Origin of the sequence: Acinetobacter sp. SwsAc5 (assembly GCF_013391485.1) — a bacterium.
In the GTDB taxonomy this organism is placed as follows: Bacteria; Pseudomonadota; Gammaproteobacteria; order Pseudomonadales; family Moraxellaceae; genus Acinetobacter; species Acinetobacter towneri.
On sequence record NZ_JACAXD010000008.1, the window covers coordinates 20,673 to 36,561 of the forward strand.

12 protein-coding genes are annotated in these 15,889 nt (G+C 39.3%); 3 read left to right on the forward strand and 9 right to left on the reverse strand.

Annotation, left to right across the window (positions count from 1 at the left end; all coding sequences use genetic code 11):
* Positions 1–112: 112 nt before the first annotated feature.
* On the reverse strand, positions 113–1,354 hold the full coding sequence (locus tag HYG89_RS06130; protein WP_178866653.1) for an acyl-CoA dehydrogenase family protein: 1,242 nt from the start codon (positions 1,352–1,354) through the stop codon (positions 113–115).
* 93 nt (positions 1,355–1,447) lie between these two features.
* Here HYG89_RS06130 and HYG89_RS06135 point away from each other — a divergent pair, with 93 nt between their 5' ends.
* Entirely contained in the window at positions 1,448–2,365 is a 918-nt protein-coding gene (locus HYG89_RS06135; protein WP_178866655.1) for a LysR family transcriptional regulator, read from the forward strand.
* 104 nt (positions 2,366–2,469) lie between these two features.
* On the opposite strand, the gene HYG89_RS06140 is transcribed toward HYG89_RS06135, so the two are convergent.
* The 4 genes from HYG89_RS06140 to HYG89_RS06155 form a co-directional block, all read right to left on the reverse strand.
* Complete coding sequence (locus tag HYG89_RS06140; RefSeq protein ID WP_004973565.1) at positions 2,470–2,961, reverse strand: hypothetical protein; 492 nt, start codon at positions 2,959–2,961, stop codon at positions 2,470–2,472.
* Positions 2,962–3,245: 284 nt separating this feature from the next.
* Positions 3,246–3,821 carry a glycoside hydrolase family 19 protein gene (locus HYG89_RS06145; protein WP_178866778.1) on the reverse strand — a complete coding sequence of 192 codons (576 nt, stop codon included), beginning with the start codon at positions 3,819–3,821 and terminating at the stop codon, positions 3,246–3,248.
* A 5-nt stretch (positions 3,822–3,826) separates the two neighbouring features.
* Positions 3,827–4,207, reverse strand: a complete 381-nt coding sequence (locus HYG89_RS06150) for a hypothetical protein (protein WP_178866657.1) — start codon at positions 4,205–4,207, stop codon at positions 3,827–3,829.
* A 103-nt stretch (positions 4,208–4,310) separates the two neighbouring features.
* A complete protein-coding gene (locus HYG89_RS06155; protein ID WP_178866658.1) occupies positions 4,311–4,550 on the reverse strand; it encodes an Arc family DNA-binding protein in 240 nt (79 codons plus the stop codon).
* Between the two features lie 110 nt (positions 4,551–4,660).
* Here HYG89_RS06155 and HYG89_RS06160 point away from each other — a divergent pair, with 110 nt between their 5' ends.
* Complete coding sequence (locus tag HYG89_RS06160) at positions 4,661–4,816, forward strand: hypothetical protein (RefSeq protein ID WP_171057658.1); 156 nt, start codon at positions 4,661–4,663, stop codon at positions 4,814–4,816.
* Between the two features lie 77 nt (positions 4,817–4,893).
* Entirely contained in the window at positions 4,894–5,718 is an 825-nt protein-coding gene (locus tag HYG89_RS06165; RefSeq protein WP_256733951.1) for a phage antirepressor N-terminal domain-containing protein, read from the forward strand.
* Positions 5,719–5,765: 47 nt separating this feature from the next.
* On the opposite strand, the gene HYG89_RS06170 is transcribed toward HYG89_RS06165, so the two are convergent.
* The 4 genes from HYG89_RS06170 to HYG89_RS16005 form a co-directional block, all read right to left on the reverse strand.
* On the reverse strand, positions 5,766–5,972 hold the full coding sequence (locus HYG89_RS06170; RefSeq protein ID WP_178866660.1) for a hypothetical protein: 207 nt from the start codon (positions 5,970–5,972) through the stop codon (positions 5,766–5,768).
* Positions 5,973–6,071: 99 nt separating this feature from the next.
* Positions 6,072–6,479, reverse strand: a complete 408-nt coding sequence (locus tag HYG89_RS06175) for a hypothetical protein (protein ID WP_178866661.1) — start codon at positions 6,477–6,479, stop codon at positions 6,072–6,074.
* A gap of 1 nt (position 6,480) precedes the next feature.
* Complete coding sequence (locus HYG89_RS06180) at positions 6,481–7,221, reverse strand: hypothetical protein (RefSeq protein ID WP_178866662.1); 741 nt, start codon at positions 7,219–7,221, stop codon at positions 6,481–6,483.
* A 133-nt stretch (positions 7,222–7,354) separates the two neighbouring features.
* Entirely contained in the window at positions 7,355–15,799 is an 8,445-nt protein-coding gene (locus HYG89_RS16005; protein WP_256733942.1) for a PLxRFG domain-containing protein, read from the reverse strand.
* Between the last annotated feature and the right edge of the window lie 90 nt (positions 15,800–15,889).

Here is a 15,889-nt window from a genome sequence, read left to right on the forward strand (position 1 = left end):
CCCATTTTTTTAATCTAACATAGATTTTCGGTGTTCACTTGTGATGTATCGGCAATATAGAAAATATTGCCAATAAACTATCGAGCGACACAATAAAAAATTCGCAACTGACTTATTTTTTGTGGCTGCTACGATAACCACGTTTAGCCAACTCAAGTTTGGCGATCATGCCTTTGTGTACTTCGTCTGGCCCATCAGCAAGCCGTAAACTTCGGGCTTGAGCAAAGAAGGCTGTCAGCGGTGTATCTCTAGACACGCCTGCGCCGCCATGAATCTGCATCGCCATATCAACCACTTTTTCTAAAACACTGGGTGCAACTACTTTAATGGCAGAAATTTCGGTAAGTGCTGCCATATTGCCTAAAGTATCCATTTTATAAGCTGCATAAAGCGTCAATAAACGTGCTTGATCAATCGCCACACGCGCTTCCGCTACGCGCTCCAAATTGCCACCGAGTTTCAGAATTTCCTTGCCAAATGCGGTACGGCTCATGCCACGGTCAATCATCAATTCCAAAGATTTTTCTGCTGCGCCAATACAACGCATACAATGGTGAATACGCCCCGGCCCTAAACGACCTTGTGCAATTTCAAAACCTTGTCCTGCACCGCCAATAAAGTTGGCAACAGGCACACGCACGTTATCAAAACTAACTTCGCCATGACCGTGTGGCGCATCGTAATCACCAAATACAGGTAACATACGTTCAATTTTAACGCCCGCAGTATCTACAGGTACTAAAACCATAGAGTGTTGATGATGACGGTCTTTAGTTTCATCGGGCGTATGCGCCATAAAAATAATAATTTTGGCATTTGGATCGCCCAAACCTGAAGACCACCATTTACGACCATTCAAGACAATTTCATCGCCATCTACGACTGCTGTTGCCTGCATATTGGTCGCATCACTTGAAGCCACTGCAGGTTCAGTCATACAAAACACAGAACGAATTTTACCTTCAAGCAGCGGTGTCAGCCATTCTGCCTTTTGTGCTTCAGAACCATAGCGCCATAAAACTTCCATGTTGCCGCTGTCGGGTGCATTACAGTTAAATACGGTTGGCGCAATCAAACTGCGTCCACTCAACTCTGCAATGTGTGCATATTCTTGTACCGACAAACCTTGTCCTAATTCTGGACAAGGTAAAAACATATTCCATAAACCTGCAGCTTTGGCTTTGGCTTTTAATTGTTCTAATTGTGCTGGCCATTGCCATTTAGTCCAGTCACCACCCTGATTTAATTCGTGAACTTCTGCCCAGAATTCAGCTTCAATCGGCTCAATTTCTTTGGCAATAAAGGCTTTGGTACGTTCTATATAGTCTTTGGCGCGTGCAGATAGCTCAAACATGGTTCAAATCCCTTAAAATATTGTATTCATTGCTTTACAACACCTTAACTTGAAAACTAATATGAACAAAATGATTTAATTCAATAAAATACTATGAATCATGTTCATAATAATGCAAAAGTTGATCTTGCCGTTTTTCATCGTTTAGACATCAATTTATACCCGATGTTTGTTGCAATTTATGAGCAGCGCAGTATTTCCAAAGCTGCACAAATTTTGTGTATTAGCCAATCTGCCGCCAGTCATGCTTTGCAGCGTTTAAGACAACATTTACAAGATGATTTACTGGTGCGAAGTGGCAATAAAATGCTGCCTACGCCTTTTGCCGAGCAAATTTATCCGACTATTAAAAATGCCTTGTTGGCGATTCAAAGTATTGCAATACAGAAACAGCAATTTGAGCCGAATATGTTGCAATCGCTCAAAATTGCTATACATGATGAAATTGAACCGATTATTTTTCCTAAATTGGTGGCGCATTTTCAAAAGTTGAACTTGGATATTCAATTTCTGAGCCACAAATTAGACCGCAAAACGGTTTTGGCAGATTTAGCAACACAACAAATTGATTTTGTAATTGATTTAGAACAAAACTTTGGCGATAAAATTCAGTTTCAATCCTTAGTTCAAGACCAATTTGTGGTCTGTAGTTCACAACAAGAAATGAATACTGCACTTTATTTATCTTCTGCACATATTGGGGTTTCATCACGGCGTACTGGTATGTTGCTAGAAGATATTTATTTGCATCAAAAGCAATTATCACGGCAGGTTTTTTTACGTTGTCAGCACTATTCTACGGCGTTACAGATTTTACAGCAGCATCCTCAAGCCATACTAACTATTCCTAAAATGATTTTAAAGCATTTGAATATGAGCCAAAAATTGAATATTTTTGATGTGCCTGTAGACTTGCCTGTAATTAATATGGGGATGTATTGGCATAAAGATTTACAGGAAAATTCAAGGCATTATTTCTTAAGAGAGGAAATTTCTAAAATCTTTGCTTAGGCTATTTTGAATTAATCTTGAATTTGCAAGTGGTTGCTAATCGTCTTGTATGATTCTATAAAAAATAAAAGCCGCCGAGACAGCTTTTTAATATGGGTTTGTTCTTAAAACTTCGCTTCCAATACTTTTGTAGATACTTTGCCTTTCCATAAATCACGCAAAATTGGCAAATAGAACTTTTCACCTACTTCTACCAATTCAGCATCAATTAAGGCATGTGTTTCATGCATAAATAAGTAATCTAGCTCCACAGTTTGTAATTGTTGTTGTGCTTTGGCGAAATCTTTACGTTTTTGTTGGGCTTGTTTCACTAACTGATCTGCAAATGTCTTGCCCTTGAACTGACTGAGCGCATTTAAACGTAATTCAATCACGCCCCACCCACTGAGCAGCAATTTAAATAACTCTAAATCTGCAGTGGTTGATTCCCACGTCATTTCTTCCAGATTTTCATTTTCAGGCAATACAGGTAGTAAAAGCTCCATTACACTTGGAAAAATCTTTTTAAAATTCAAGATAAATTTAACAGGCTGCTCACCCGGGTAATCTTTAAATTGCACGTGTTGCTGAACATCTGTTAAATAAATTGAGAGCATTGAAAATTTCCGAGCGTAAACTATTGAATTAAATAAACTTATTTTTTGCCTTGCAAAATAAATGCAAAATAAATGCAAAACTATGTTTGAAAGCGTTGAATATACTAGCAATTCTGACATTTTAATCAATGCCAAGTCTGTTTTTAAAAACTGGTTGTATTTAAAAAATGCAAATAAAAAAAGCCGACTTTTATGCGTCGGCTTTCATTGATGTTTTTAGACCTCTACGATGTCAATATTGATTGGCCAATCACAACAAAAAGCCATCACTTGATGGCTTTTTATCACACCCAACTTTTCAGCTTTGCTAAGTGTGATTTACGATCTTCAAAACCGTTATAACCACCATTGATACGACGTGTCACAGCCCTTACATCATCTTGATCTGCCAACAAATTAAGTCCATTGTCAGCCCAGAACTTGCAAGCGACCATCAACCCGATGCTTGGGATTGCTACAATTTCAGGATTATTTTCAAAGTCGATGCCTAGTTGTTGTCCATACTTACGATAGTTTGCGCGGCCAGTGAGCTGAATCGGTCCGCGTCCTTTAAATCGCTTGCCATCACCTCGCTGTGTATTACCTAAATCTGCGCGGCCTTCATAAGCAGAACCTGAAGCTATTTCTTCCATGTATCGGAAGTTGCCAGATTCATGTGATAACTGTGCAAAGAAGTGTGTAAAGCGAAGTGAGTTATCTAAGATGCCAAAGTTGCGTAGATGAACATTAGCAGCAAGACCGAGTTCTTCAGCACGGCTTTGTGAAGCCCCCAGTTTTCTAAATACTGCAGTTAAGGTGCCACGACCAATGATGCCGTCATCATGCACACCGACTGACTTTTGCAGTTTTTTGATTTGCATCTTATTCATTTTCCACCACCCTTGCCTGCACTAATAATCGCAATAAATGCAGACTTAACTTCTGCAATTACTTCAGATAAAGGTTTACCGTGTAATAAAGCAAATGATTGATAAATAATACCGATTGCAAGCAACCCAAATACTGCAAAAATGAGCATAACAAAACCCTGATACATCGTAGATTTTGCTAATAACTCGAAGTGCTCAATAAAGGCTGAGCCTCCGTATAAACTTACTGTAACACTTGCTAAAAACTTACCTATAACGCTCAAAGACACTTGGATTTTTCCGTCTTTGTCTATGTCACCACTGAGCACTAGCGCTAAAATTGCACCGACTACCGCAGGTACAACTTTAATCACCCAAGGCCATGTATTCTCTTGCATCCCCCACTCCAAAAAAAACTCCACGCACTGCGTAGAGTTTTTATTAAATAGAACAATTTCCATAGGCTTACAGGGGGCTATCGGGATTTAAAATAAAGATAACTCACTTTTTCGAATTATTTTTTAAGTCTTGAATCTCATCAAAAATTAAAGCCAATGCTTTTGAAATATCGACATATTGATTTGATGGTTTTTCATCATTAGCAAAACTTTGCTCTAGGCGGGCAACAATTTCTTGGTTCATTGAACGATTATTAGCTTTTGCTGTATTTACAATTTTCTCTCTAAATTCAGGTGATACTCGAACTTTGAGCGTCACAACGCTGTTCTGATCTTCACTCATGAAAAATTAACCCAAATAAAACGAATATTACCCCCAAAATGGGTCTTGACCAATAACCCCAAAATGGGTACTATAAATCAACACCCCATAATGGGGACTAGGAGAAGATAGTGGAGAATGAATTTGTTTATGTGAAAGTTCGCTTAGAAGAAGAACTTCACAAAGAACTTAAGGTTATTGCTAATTCAGAAAAACGCTCAATGGTATTTCTATTGAATGAAGCAGTTAAATTATTAATTGAAAATAGAAAGAGTGCGAAAGCATGAAAACCACAGACAACAAAAAAGCCCGAACTTTGGACGGCAAGGGCTTTGATGTAGTCAATAACAGAGAGGAATTAACTATGAATAGTTTAACTCAAATCACAGTACCTTTCCATAATGCTGAACTATATTTAGTTGAGTTTAATGGGCAACCATATACAGCAATGCGTCCAATTGTTGAAAATATGGGTTTAGACTGGAAAGCGCAACTGGTTAAAATCAAACAGCGCTTTAATTCAGTTGTGGGGGAAATCACCACAACTGGTAAAGACGGCAAACAGTATAAAATGCTGTGCTTGCCACTCAAAAAACTTTTCGGTTGGTTGATGACTATCAGCCCAAACAAAGTAAAACCCGAACTTCGTGAAACGGTCATTACGTACCAAAATGAATGTGATGATGTTTTGTGGGACTACTGGACCAAAGGGCAGGCAATTAACCAACGCAAGGCTATCTCACCAGAACAGCAAGCTTTACTACATGAAATTGTGGCGCGTCGTTCTGGTGGTGAACGAAAAATCTATGCAGAAATGTGGAGTCGCCATAATAGGCATTTCAAAATTCCACGCTATGCGGAGTTACTGGCGATCCATTTCCCTGAAGCGGTTCATTATCTTGAAACAATTCAGTTAAAGGCTAAACCTGAAAAACAGGAAATTAAAGCCCTGCCGTATCCTCAAGAAGTAATTCAAGTTGCTCAGCAAATTAACAATGAATATGGTGGTGGTCATTATCATTCTTGGTTTGTGCATGTTCGTGACGATGGGCAACTGTCAGCAATGCCGCTGCTCAAAGGCTACTATCCTATCAATCTTGCAGAATTTGCTAAAAAATTTGATGGGTTGTTAGAGTTTGTTTATGGAAATGAACTACTTACTACAGGTCGATATTTAGCAAACAGATAATTGAAGAAGCCACCCAACTAAGGGTGGCTTTTTAGAAGAAAAAATTTCTACAATTTCTCAATTCTAACGGCATCCACTAACCTATGAGCAGATGTAGATTCCCGGTGAACACTTAAAATTTGTATCACCTCATTACTTTCAAGACAAAGTAAAAAATGATGAATACTTTGCATTTCGTTTACATCATAGCCATGCCCAATCCAAGCTCTATCACCAGATGCCATTTTTTGAATTCGTTGCTCAAGTTTATTCATTCGTAATGCCTGTAGTCTTTTCAGCAGATGAATTTAAATTATTCGACCATTTGTAACCACCACCAACAAGCTCACTAATAACTGCAATGTGGCTTACTGTTACTCATATTGCTCGAGACAATTAAAAATTTCTTGAACAAATCTTAGGGTGGTTTGCGCACTCACATTATCAACATTGGTTGCAATATTATAATCTGCAACTTCGCGCATTCTTTTGGCTCTGCGCATATTATTTACGACAGTCATCAGTAATTTTTTCCGACCATCACCTGTACATAAATTTCGAGTTTGGTTATCGCAAGCATCAATAAGCGCTTTATGCGAATGCCTAATACGATCATCACCATCTACTGGAAAAAATAATCTGTTATCTATTTCATATTGCAGTTGATTCAAAGCAGCATAATAGGCTTGATGAACAACACATCTAAAATGTAATTCGTCCGTCATTCCAGATGCATTTAAATCTTGTGCATAATTTAGTCTTTGAAGTGGTTTAAAACTCATTTTAAGCCGCAAAATTATGCCAAATAGAAGAAACTGGAGTTAAGATAATATTAATTTTTGAATTAATATCATAAAACTCTGGATGCTCAGCAATATACTGATCAAATTTATTTAAAATATCTTGAGTTAACTCAAGATCAGCTACAGCTTCAAAGTGAAGATAGTACTCTTCATCATCAAAAATAGTATGACGTACCAATCCGAATCTAATATTTTGTTCACGTAAAAAGTTAAAAAAAATGTCAACAAATTGAGCAGCTTGATTAATATCAATGCTTAAATCATTTAGTCTGTTTTTTCTTATTTGAAGTTTTTCACGAGTTTCAGCCATCAACTCTTGCTTTTCAATTTTATCATAAGCAAATGTTGATAATGCAATTCTCTCAAGTTGTTCTTGCGCTATTGTGTTTTTAGTTAAGCTGATTGCACGAATTGCTTCATCAAAAAGACCATAGAGCACGTATTGTGTGGCTTGATTAAACATAGAGTCCGGGTCTATCGCCCCTAACTTTTGAGCATTTTGAAAAGCATCGTACATTTCTTTCGGCTCACCAGCTCGAGAATGAACAAATCCCTTGCAAATCCACAGTTGAGCGACATCAACATTGGTTTCTAATAATTTTCTTATATCAATTAAATATTTATTCTTACGAAATTCAGACATAACTAAGTGCAACTCATCAAATCTAGAGAGTTCTTCGAGTAATTCAGTTGCTTTAGTCTTTGGGATTGGAGCTACCATCAGACTACCTGTCTAAAATTCGCTTGTTTTAATATTTTAATCGTTTTTGCAGCATATGCAAAACTATTTCATATACTGCAACAAATAAACTTTTCAAAGATATCAAGCCACCCGACAAAGGTGGCTTTTCCTATTACCGATTAAAAGCAAACCCACCTTGCTCCTCAGCCACTTGCTGCCGTTTGGTGAGATAAACCCCACCATCACCTGTATCTTTCGCTCTTCGCTCAGTGGACTTATAGCTCTGCATTAAGTTCATACGATTAATACGCATTCTTGGATTTTTCGCACTGACTTTTTCGTTGAATTCCTGAATTTCAGCCCATGCTTTATTCATGCCATCACTATCATCATTCTGCCGAGCAACAACCCATTTGCGCATAAGTCCGCGACGATGATCTTCCAGCTTGGTTCTGTATTGGAAAATAGCAGACCGCCCCTCATAGGAAGTGCGGACAGATGCAGGTGAAAAACCAATTGCTTGAGAAAACAACTCAACCCCTGTCACATCCTCGGGGTGAATCACATCATTGTTCTTAGTAAGTACACCTTCGCTACCATAACGATAAGACTTCATCGCATTTTTCAACACAACAGGTAACATGGTTTCTATGCCACGACCATAGTCACCATCTTGAATTTGCTGCAAACCTTTTACTGTGCTTGTGCTAATTCCAACGACTGGCCCAAGTAATGCAGACTGCATTGCAGTTGCCCAATCTGCACCTTCAAGTCCTTCCTGTACGTCAGGAATAATTAGGTTATTTAAGCCCACACGACCTGATAAGTCTACAGGTGTAAGTACTCGTGGCGCCCCACCAAACACCAAATCGGCAAATGTAGGGTGAATATCTGCCAACCAGTTACGAATCACATTTTCCAGCTCATAAGGATCTTCGTCATCACCATCAGCAGCTCCAAAGAATGCAGCAAGTGCCGCTGCTCCAAAGGCGGCAGCACCAAGCTTGCTTTTCTTAGCAATCAATATAGATGCTGTAGCTAACATGCCTGTAATCGGCAGACCAATTGCACCTGCAGCTAGTGCGTGCATCCCTAAAATACCAGCCAAAGCACGTTGCGCTTCTTTTCTATCCGCAGGATCAAGTGCATATAGAGACTGGTGAGCATTGCGAACTAAGGTATACAGCATATTTTGTGCATACTGCTTAAACAAAAGAAGTACCTTAGCAACATTACCCTGCATAAAACGTGCTCTGTTCCCTGCTGAGTAATCAAAATGCCCTCTGTAAACCATATCCATAGCTTGCTCGAATGCTTCAGCGTGACTGGCTCCAGATTGGCTAGCTAAACGATAGGCAGCGATGAAAGTCACTTCACGGTTAAATCTTTCAGCATGGTGAAACATACCACTTGCTAAGCGCATTGCTGGTCGGAAATACCACATCACTTTACTGTCTTCACCTTGAGCAATACCTGCTAAGTCATGAGCCTGCGTAACATCAATAACACCACGCTTTACGGCTTCATTGTAAGCATCTAGCTCTAGTCCTTTGATAATTTTGTCAATATTGGGACTATAAACATCGCCAATACTATCTTTAAAACTCGCTAGGCTAGAAAAATCAGGAACCTTAAACTCAACACCCTTGGCAAAATCTCGTGATGCTTTCAGTAACTCTTTGCCTGCTTTATCGTAATTCCATTTAGCACCCATTAATGGATATGCAATTAATGCAGTTTGTGACAAGTTCACAATTGCAGCTGCAGGTGATAAACCCAAGTAATACATAAAGCCAACGCTAGTAAGAAAACTTGATAATGGATGCCCTTTAGGATTCATCAAATTTTCGTGGCGCTTCTTCATTTCTTCGATAACACTTTGGGCTGATCGCTGATCATATCCAGCAACATTTTTAAACTGTTCATCAGCATGTTTCTGCATTTCACTAAGTTGCTCAGCCAATTGATCACCATAGCGCAATTTGCCAAGATAATTTGCACCACTAAACATATTTTGCGCAAAAGCACGTCTAGCATCATTACTAAATCCCGCTGTACCTTTACGGTGAATGCCATGTTTTGCCCAAGATAAGTCAGGTAAAGAGCTTAAATACAATTGACTCAACGTGTCTTCAAAATCAGCTTGTGCCTTGGTATCTAAACCTAAGTTACCAACCTCCTCAAATAAACTAGACATAAAGCCACGGCTAACGCCATCTTCTGCAGCATTGAATTCTTTGTCTAGCTTCACATCTTCAACTTTAAACAATGGGTATTGTTTTATTAAATCAGCACGTACAGAATTTGCTTCTCCCATCGTTTCAGCCCGACTCACACTTACCGCATCACCATTTTTATTTCGCACTACAATCACATAACGCCCAAAACGTGACAGCGGGAAATACACACCTTTAATTTGACCAAAGGAACCTTCAATTTTCTTTAACAGATCAGTTTTTTTCTGATTACTTAAACTTGAGCGTAAAATGCGTTCTCTAATCGCTTCACGAACTTTGGCATAATGCCCACTATAGGCATTTCGAGCCTTTTTATACATTGCTTGAGCTTCAGGGGATAAATTATTATACGCATGAAGTAATTGTTGATATTTAACTTTATTATCGCCCTGTTGGTATGGTTTAGCAGGGTCAATTTGAGCTAAAGTTGCATCATGCATTACATTTGCTAAAGCTTCTTCATCCTTTAATTTAGACCACTCACGTACAATATTATCCGCCTCAGCAGCAATATCATTTTTATCAGCATCCATTTGAGCTGCTAATTCATTGTACTTAGTTAATGGTGGTAAAATTTTGTGATAAATTTCAGTTAAATGTCTACGACTTAAGAATTGCAAACCAAGTGGCAACCAATCTACCTTCTTGTTGTTAATCAAACTCTCAACCTTTGGTAATTGCTTTAAACCACCCGCAATACGGTTGGCAATATTGTTGTAGTCTGCGTTTAGACTGTATAGTTTTTGATCTTCATACTTGACTAAATCGTCATTTGTTTTAATATTGGTATTAGAAAGGCTTACATATGAATGAGCTTCGAGCGGCAATTGGAGCTGCTCCTCATTCAAAAATTGTGAGCCTTTTTCTTTATGCCAATATAATAGGTCATTATTAAGAAAATCCTGTAACGCACTTCGGCTTTCCTTACCATAAACACTCGCTACATTTATTAACTCAAGACCATCTCTGGATTGACGTAAGTGTAGAGCTACAATAATAGGGTTATTTTTTCCTGTTTTCTGGTGTGGTTCTTTTAATTCCGTTAATACAACATAGCCTTGCTTAGTTGCATAATTGCCAGATTTAAACACCGCCACTGGATTATTAATCTGCTTTGGTAACTGGCGTAAAGTTTCAGGACTCAAATTATGGATATTACTATGCCGACCTTTTGGTAATCCTAAATATTGCGCCATCACCTTTTCAATGGTTTTTCCATGAATAGACATTTTTGTATCAGGCAAGCCTATCATTTTTAATACGTTAGGCGTTTTTCCCATATTGATATAACGATTAACTGCATTCCCAGCCACTACATCATCAATCGCTTTCTGAAACGGTGCATGGCTATTTTCATTCAATGAATATTGAGCGGAGTTATCCGACTTTTCCAGATAACTGCCTTGAGTAGCCTTCTCAATCATTCGCTTAGCCAAAGCAACCATATCATTTGGGTTAAGGTTTAAATTCACCCCTAAACGGTCATAAAGCCAAGCTTTAACTTGAGAGATAAGCTCATCAATCAGACGTTTAACATTCCCTTTGTGAATTGCATTTTTAACTTGTGTATTAGATGCCAAAGTTAAAAGGTATGGCAGCATTTCTAGTTGCTGAATATCAAAGTTCGTTTCACGTTCTGCAAGACGTTTTGCCTCTAAAGCAATTGGATTATTCTGGGCAATTAGTCGATCAAACTGACGCATTAAATCCTGATACTGTTTTGGTGTCATCATATTCTGAAAACCACCATGACCACCCAACTCATGCAGGAATGTTGGGACAATAGTTTCATCCGTTAAAGCATCGGCAATTAAGGTGACTTGGCCTTTCTCGTAAAACCCTTCGATACCTGCTTCGGAATAAGTATCCAGGATATTTAATTTTCCCTGCTTTTCTAATTGATTTATTGTACTGGCACCAAAACGCTCAATAAGCTTATCTCGCACCTGTTTTACCGATGTATCGGTACGATTGGTAGATTGCCCACGGCTAAATAACTTATCGTTGTTATTTTTCGATATTGTGCTGCTTTCATACTTACCAAAATATCGTTTATCAACAACGGCTTTACGTACTTCAGCAAGAAACATCATCAAATCGCTATCGTTATAGCGTGAAAGGAAATTATTAAAGCCACGTTCACGGAACCATTGACGTATATAGCCAACGACTTCTTTTAATTTTTGTCTCAAAAAAGGTTGAGACTTTGCATTTTGAGCAATAAAAGCAAATAACTCACCAACTAAAGCTTGCTGCACATCGGATTCAGTATAAATTTCCTCTTTGGCGGCTTGGGTATAAGGTTGAATATAGGCACCTTCAAATTGCTGCATATCCACGCCATTATCTTTAGCAATTTTACGAATGCCATCCAGCTTACCTATAGCATTGTAAAGCTGCTGCAACTTTGTCTTATATTGTTTTCCGAATATCTGCTGAATACCAAAATGGCCGATGATTTCGTGTACTAACAATTCCTCATACGCATCAAATGTAGTAAGCTGTTTTCCGCTATCTCCATACACTTGATCGGCAACTACATAGAGCGTGCCATTATGCCAAACACCGCTTACATCATAATTTTGTGTATTGCCATTCTCATCTTGGTAGGTTGCATCTTGTTGTATCGCAGACGGCAAGCCATCAAACGACTGGACAACCTGAATCGTAAAGCTATGGCTATCCAAACCTTTGACTTTATCGACCCCGACCCCTTGCCGATTCCAGACAAAGAGCCGCCCCGTAGACGCATCTTGTGTAGCGGACAATTTGAGATGATGAAGAATAGAAAGGACACGTCGGGTACCAGTGACCACAGATAATGGTTTGAATGTGGTATCCATTGGTGATGTGCCTGTACGCTCATCATCTGGCTTTAGCTTGTTACGGTTATAAAGCTTGGTTCCCGACTCTGTTTGTTCATCGGCATTGGTTTTGTCCTGACTTTTAGATTCAAATTCTGGTTTATGATTTAATTCCTGTTCAAATTTATCTTTTAATACAGACTGAGAATGACCTTGCTTATTCACAACACCCAGCACATCATCTATAAATTTTGAAAAAACATCTGGAAATTCATAACCAAGTACATTGGCATCAGCCAGCGCATCATCAAGTACACTTTCTACAAGCTCACGAGTAACAGGCGTATCTGGATTTTTAACCCTCTCCATTTGAATATTCTGTGCCACACGAGTAGCAAATACATGCAACTCATCAGCATCATTACCATGCTCACCCTGCTTATCATTATGGTCAAGTACAGCACGTATATCCGCTCTTAACTGTTTTGATTTTTTACTAACATTTTCACTCTCACTAGCAGGTTTAGAAGTATCCCCGCTTTTAAGCCAGTCTTTAAACTCAGTTGTATTCATTGCCCGAATAGGACCAACTTTCCATCCTGCATTAAAATTCGACTGATAGGCTGCAACTGCTTCTTCTTGCGAGTTGTAACCCATCATCACTTTATGCTCATCAAATCTACCCGATTGCTGGTCAATTTGATCAACAATATAAACCTGATCCGACTCAGGATTACTCCCAATATAAGTGTCAATGTGCTCACCATCTGCACCGTTCGTGCGCTTGATATAACCATAATGATCACTCATTGTGTGTGCCCAATCCTTTCCATCAGGATCAGTGCCACGGCGCTCCGAACCGCGTGGGTTTTCTATGGCAATATCTAGGCCATGAACCTTGATATGACCTTTTTTATAATTGCCCGCTTCAATTTGTGCTTGGGTTGGTTCTGGTACATTATTTAAAGGGCTTGTTGCAGCTTCATTGGCGCTACTATCAAGCTCCCCTTTAATATTTTGGTTTTTTGCGTGATAAGCTGCTTGTTGTTGTTTGTATAACTCCGCCATAGGCGTAATTCTATGTTCGGTATTTAATCGCTTTGCGGCTTCATCTGCATTTAATGCTTGTACCATATCCTGTACAGAACCGTGGAAAGTATCAACAAACTCACCATTAGCCGTATATACATTTTTAGATCGGTATTCACCATTTTTAGATTTACGTCCCAAGGCTTCAGGCACAACAACATAATCCCCCTGCAGATTTTCAGATAACAACTTAAAAGCTTTCCGTCGCTTACCTGTTTCGGGATCAATAAAGCCTTTGACTTGCTCTCCAATGTGCTGCAGTTCGTTTTGATAGAAATCCTGTGTGTCACCCTGAAATGATCGTGCTTCTTGCAACTGAGTAGCATCTTTACCCTGTTGTTGCATTTTCAGTTGATCAATTTGATTCCGTAGTTTTGCTTTTTGTGGAGCAGTCTCAGCTGCTGCAAAATTTTGTTCAAGTTGGGAAATTTGAGTACTTATAGGAATGATTGGTGTATCCGACTCATCATTTTTAAATACTCTCTGCGTTTCTGTTCCCTTTGTTGGCTCAATTCCTTGAGTATTTTGGCTTGTTGTTTCTGGTGTTGCTGCAATATCTGCTGAAATGTTTTCCTGTTGTGCATTATTTAGATCACTTTGCATTAACTGTTGCTGAGGGCTGAAGCTGCCCTCATCTTTTGTAAGAAGCGATAAATCTGTAAGATCACCCAACACATCAGATTTATTGCCTGTAATTTGATTTTCGGGCTTATCTAAATTATTTTCATTGATATTTTTAATTGGTTGATAGTCAGTGGCCAGTAAATCATTCAAACGCATAATTGCATGATTTACATCAAAACCCTGTGATTGTGCTGTTTCAATTCGTCTCCGTGCTTCAGCAAAATCATGGTTTTCTAACTGACTTAAAATTGAGTTATTCCATTCATTTTCCTTTCTATACCAGTCTTGCTCTGAAATAAATTTTTTAGTTGAAGTTGCTGCAGCTTGTGATACTCCAGAATCCACAGCCAAAGCCGCTGCAGATGACATAGGGCCATCATTAGGATTAATGCCCATCTGCTGTGATAATGGTTGATCCGATTGTTGTGTGGGTTGGAGTTGAATAGGCTGATATTCTTTAGAAATTAAATCATTAAACTGGGTAGTTACATCTGTGGCGTCTAAGCCTTCAGTATGCGCATTTTCGATCCGACTACGTGCTTCATGTAAGTCGTGCCGTTCAATAAGGTCACTAACACCATTTGAAAAAGTTTCTTGTGCGTTGTAATTATCAATTTCTGGTTCAATTTGACTTGGTTGCTCAGTTAATTGTTGTTCCTGTGCTTGATTTGCATCAACTAAGCTTTGCTGTTCTTGGGCAAGTGCTTTTTGTTGCTCTTCATCAAAACTCTTTGGGCGACTTAAATACTGAAAAGCTTTTTGCCCAGTGTACATCACACCCGATTGACCGAGTGAGCTAATCGCTTCTAATGCTGCGTTTTTTGTGTCCCAATCGCCATACGCAACCCCTGAGCCAACATACTCCCCTGTAAACTCCCCTAAAGGTTCTGTTGCAAAGGCTGCCGTATTTCGTGCTGCGTTACCTATGCCTTTCAATGATGATTGATATGTTGTGTCTGCTGCAATACGTTTAGCAAAATCATTGCTATTCATTGCTGCTTTCACCGCAGCATTGTCTGCTGTATCTACTCCCATGTCAGCCAAAGCTCGAGTAGTCGCAGCCTTTGCGGGTGCATCTAAAAGAAAACGTCCAATCTTCCAAGTTGCAGCATCAACCGCACCCAAAACAAGACCCTTGACCGCAGCTTCATCAAAAAGTTGATCGCCATTCTTTTCAATAAATGCCTGAACTGCTTTTGTATCCTGAGGATTAATTCCAGCTTTTTGTATCGAATCAAGTAAATGATAGCCACCCTCAATCGCTGTGTTGCCTGCAGCTCCACCGCCAATCATCCCGACTACACCACCAATTGCAGCACCAGGTGCTGCACCCGCACCGCCAAAAGCAGCTCCAATTGCCCCACCCGCAAGCGCACCACCTTTTGCACCCGCTGCCATACCTGTCATGGGTGCAATCATATTGGGTGTTTGTTCAAGTAGACCAGAACCCATCGCTTTAACATCTTTAGCTACAGAACGAACACCTCCAATAAACCCGTCAGAATTTTCAGCATTTTTTTTAATCTGCCCTACAACTTCTGAAATACCTCCAGTAATCCCATCTCCTCGCTCCCATGCATTCATGAGAACCTGACCCTCTTTGGAGCCTGGATTAGCTTTTGCATAATCATCTGCTTCTTTGACCTTTTGCGCTGCTGATGCTGTATCACCAGTAGCAAGATCAGTAGAAATAGCCATGCTGTTTTTTGCTTTATTCCAGCCGCGTACCAGTGGGTTGTCTTGTTTTTGAGGTTCTTGTTTACCCCAATTCATCTCCCACGGCTTTACACTAGAATTGCTGGCAGGGTTTTGTTCTTGTTTAGTATTACCCCAATCCATTTCCCACGGCTTTTTCTCAGACATGACGCACTCCCATAAGTATGTCATGTATGGTTAATCAATCTAGGCTACAGGCGTTAGCCTTACAGGGTTTTTATACTTTTAAGCTGCCTA

Coding starts and splice junctions, on each gene's coding strand:
- HYG89_RS06140 (WP_004973565.1), bottom strand. CDS start 2,961: ATGCTCTCAATTTATTTAACAGATGTTCAGCAACACGTGCAATTTAAA.
- HYG89_RS06170 (WP_178866660.1), bottom strand. CDS start 5,972: ATGAATAAACTTGAGCAACGAATTCAAAAAATGGCATCTGGTGATAGA.
- HYG89_RS06165 (WP_256733951.1), top strand. CDS start 4,894: ATGAATAGTTTAACTCAAATCACAGTACCTTTCCATAATGCTGAACTA.
- HYG89_RS06180 (WP_178866662.1), bottom strand. CDS start 7,221: ATGGTAGCTCCAATCCCAAAGACTAAAGCAACTGAATTACTCGAAGAA.
- HYG89_RS16005 (WP_256733942.1), bottom strand. CDS start 15,799: ATGTCTGAGAAAAAGCCGTGGGAAATGGATTGGGGTAATACTAAACAA.
- HYG89_RS06175 (WP_178866661.1), bottom strand. CDS start 6,479: ATGAGTTTTAAACCACTTCAAAGACTAAATTATGCACAAGATTTAAAT.
- HYG89_RS06135 (WP_178866655.1), top strand. CDS start 1,448: ATGAATCATGTTCATAATAATGCAAAAGTTGATCTTGCCGTTTTTCAT.
- HYG89_RS06150 (WP_178866657.1), bottom strand. CDS start 4,207: ATGCAAGAGAATACATGGCCTTGGGTGATTAAAGTTGTACCTGCGGTA.
- HYG89_RS06130 (WP_178866653.1), bottom strand. CDS start 1,354: ATGTTTGAGCTATCTGCACGCGCCAAAGACTATATAGAACGTACCAAA.
- HYG89_RS06145 (WP_178866778.1), bottom strand. CDS start 3,821: ATGCAAATCAAAAAACTGCAAAAGTCAGTCGGTGTGCATGATGACGGC.
- HYG89_RS06155 (WP_178866658.1), bottom strand. CDS start 4,550: ATGAGTGAAGATCAGAACAGCGTTGTGACGCTCAAAGTTCGAGTATCA.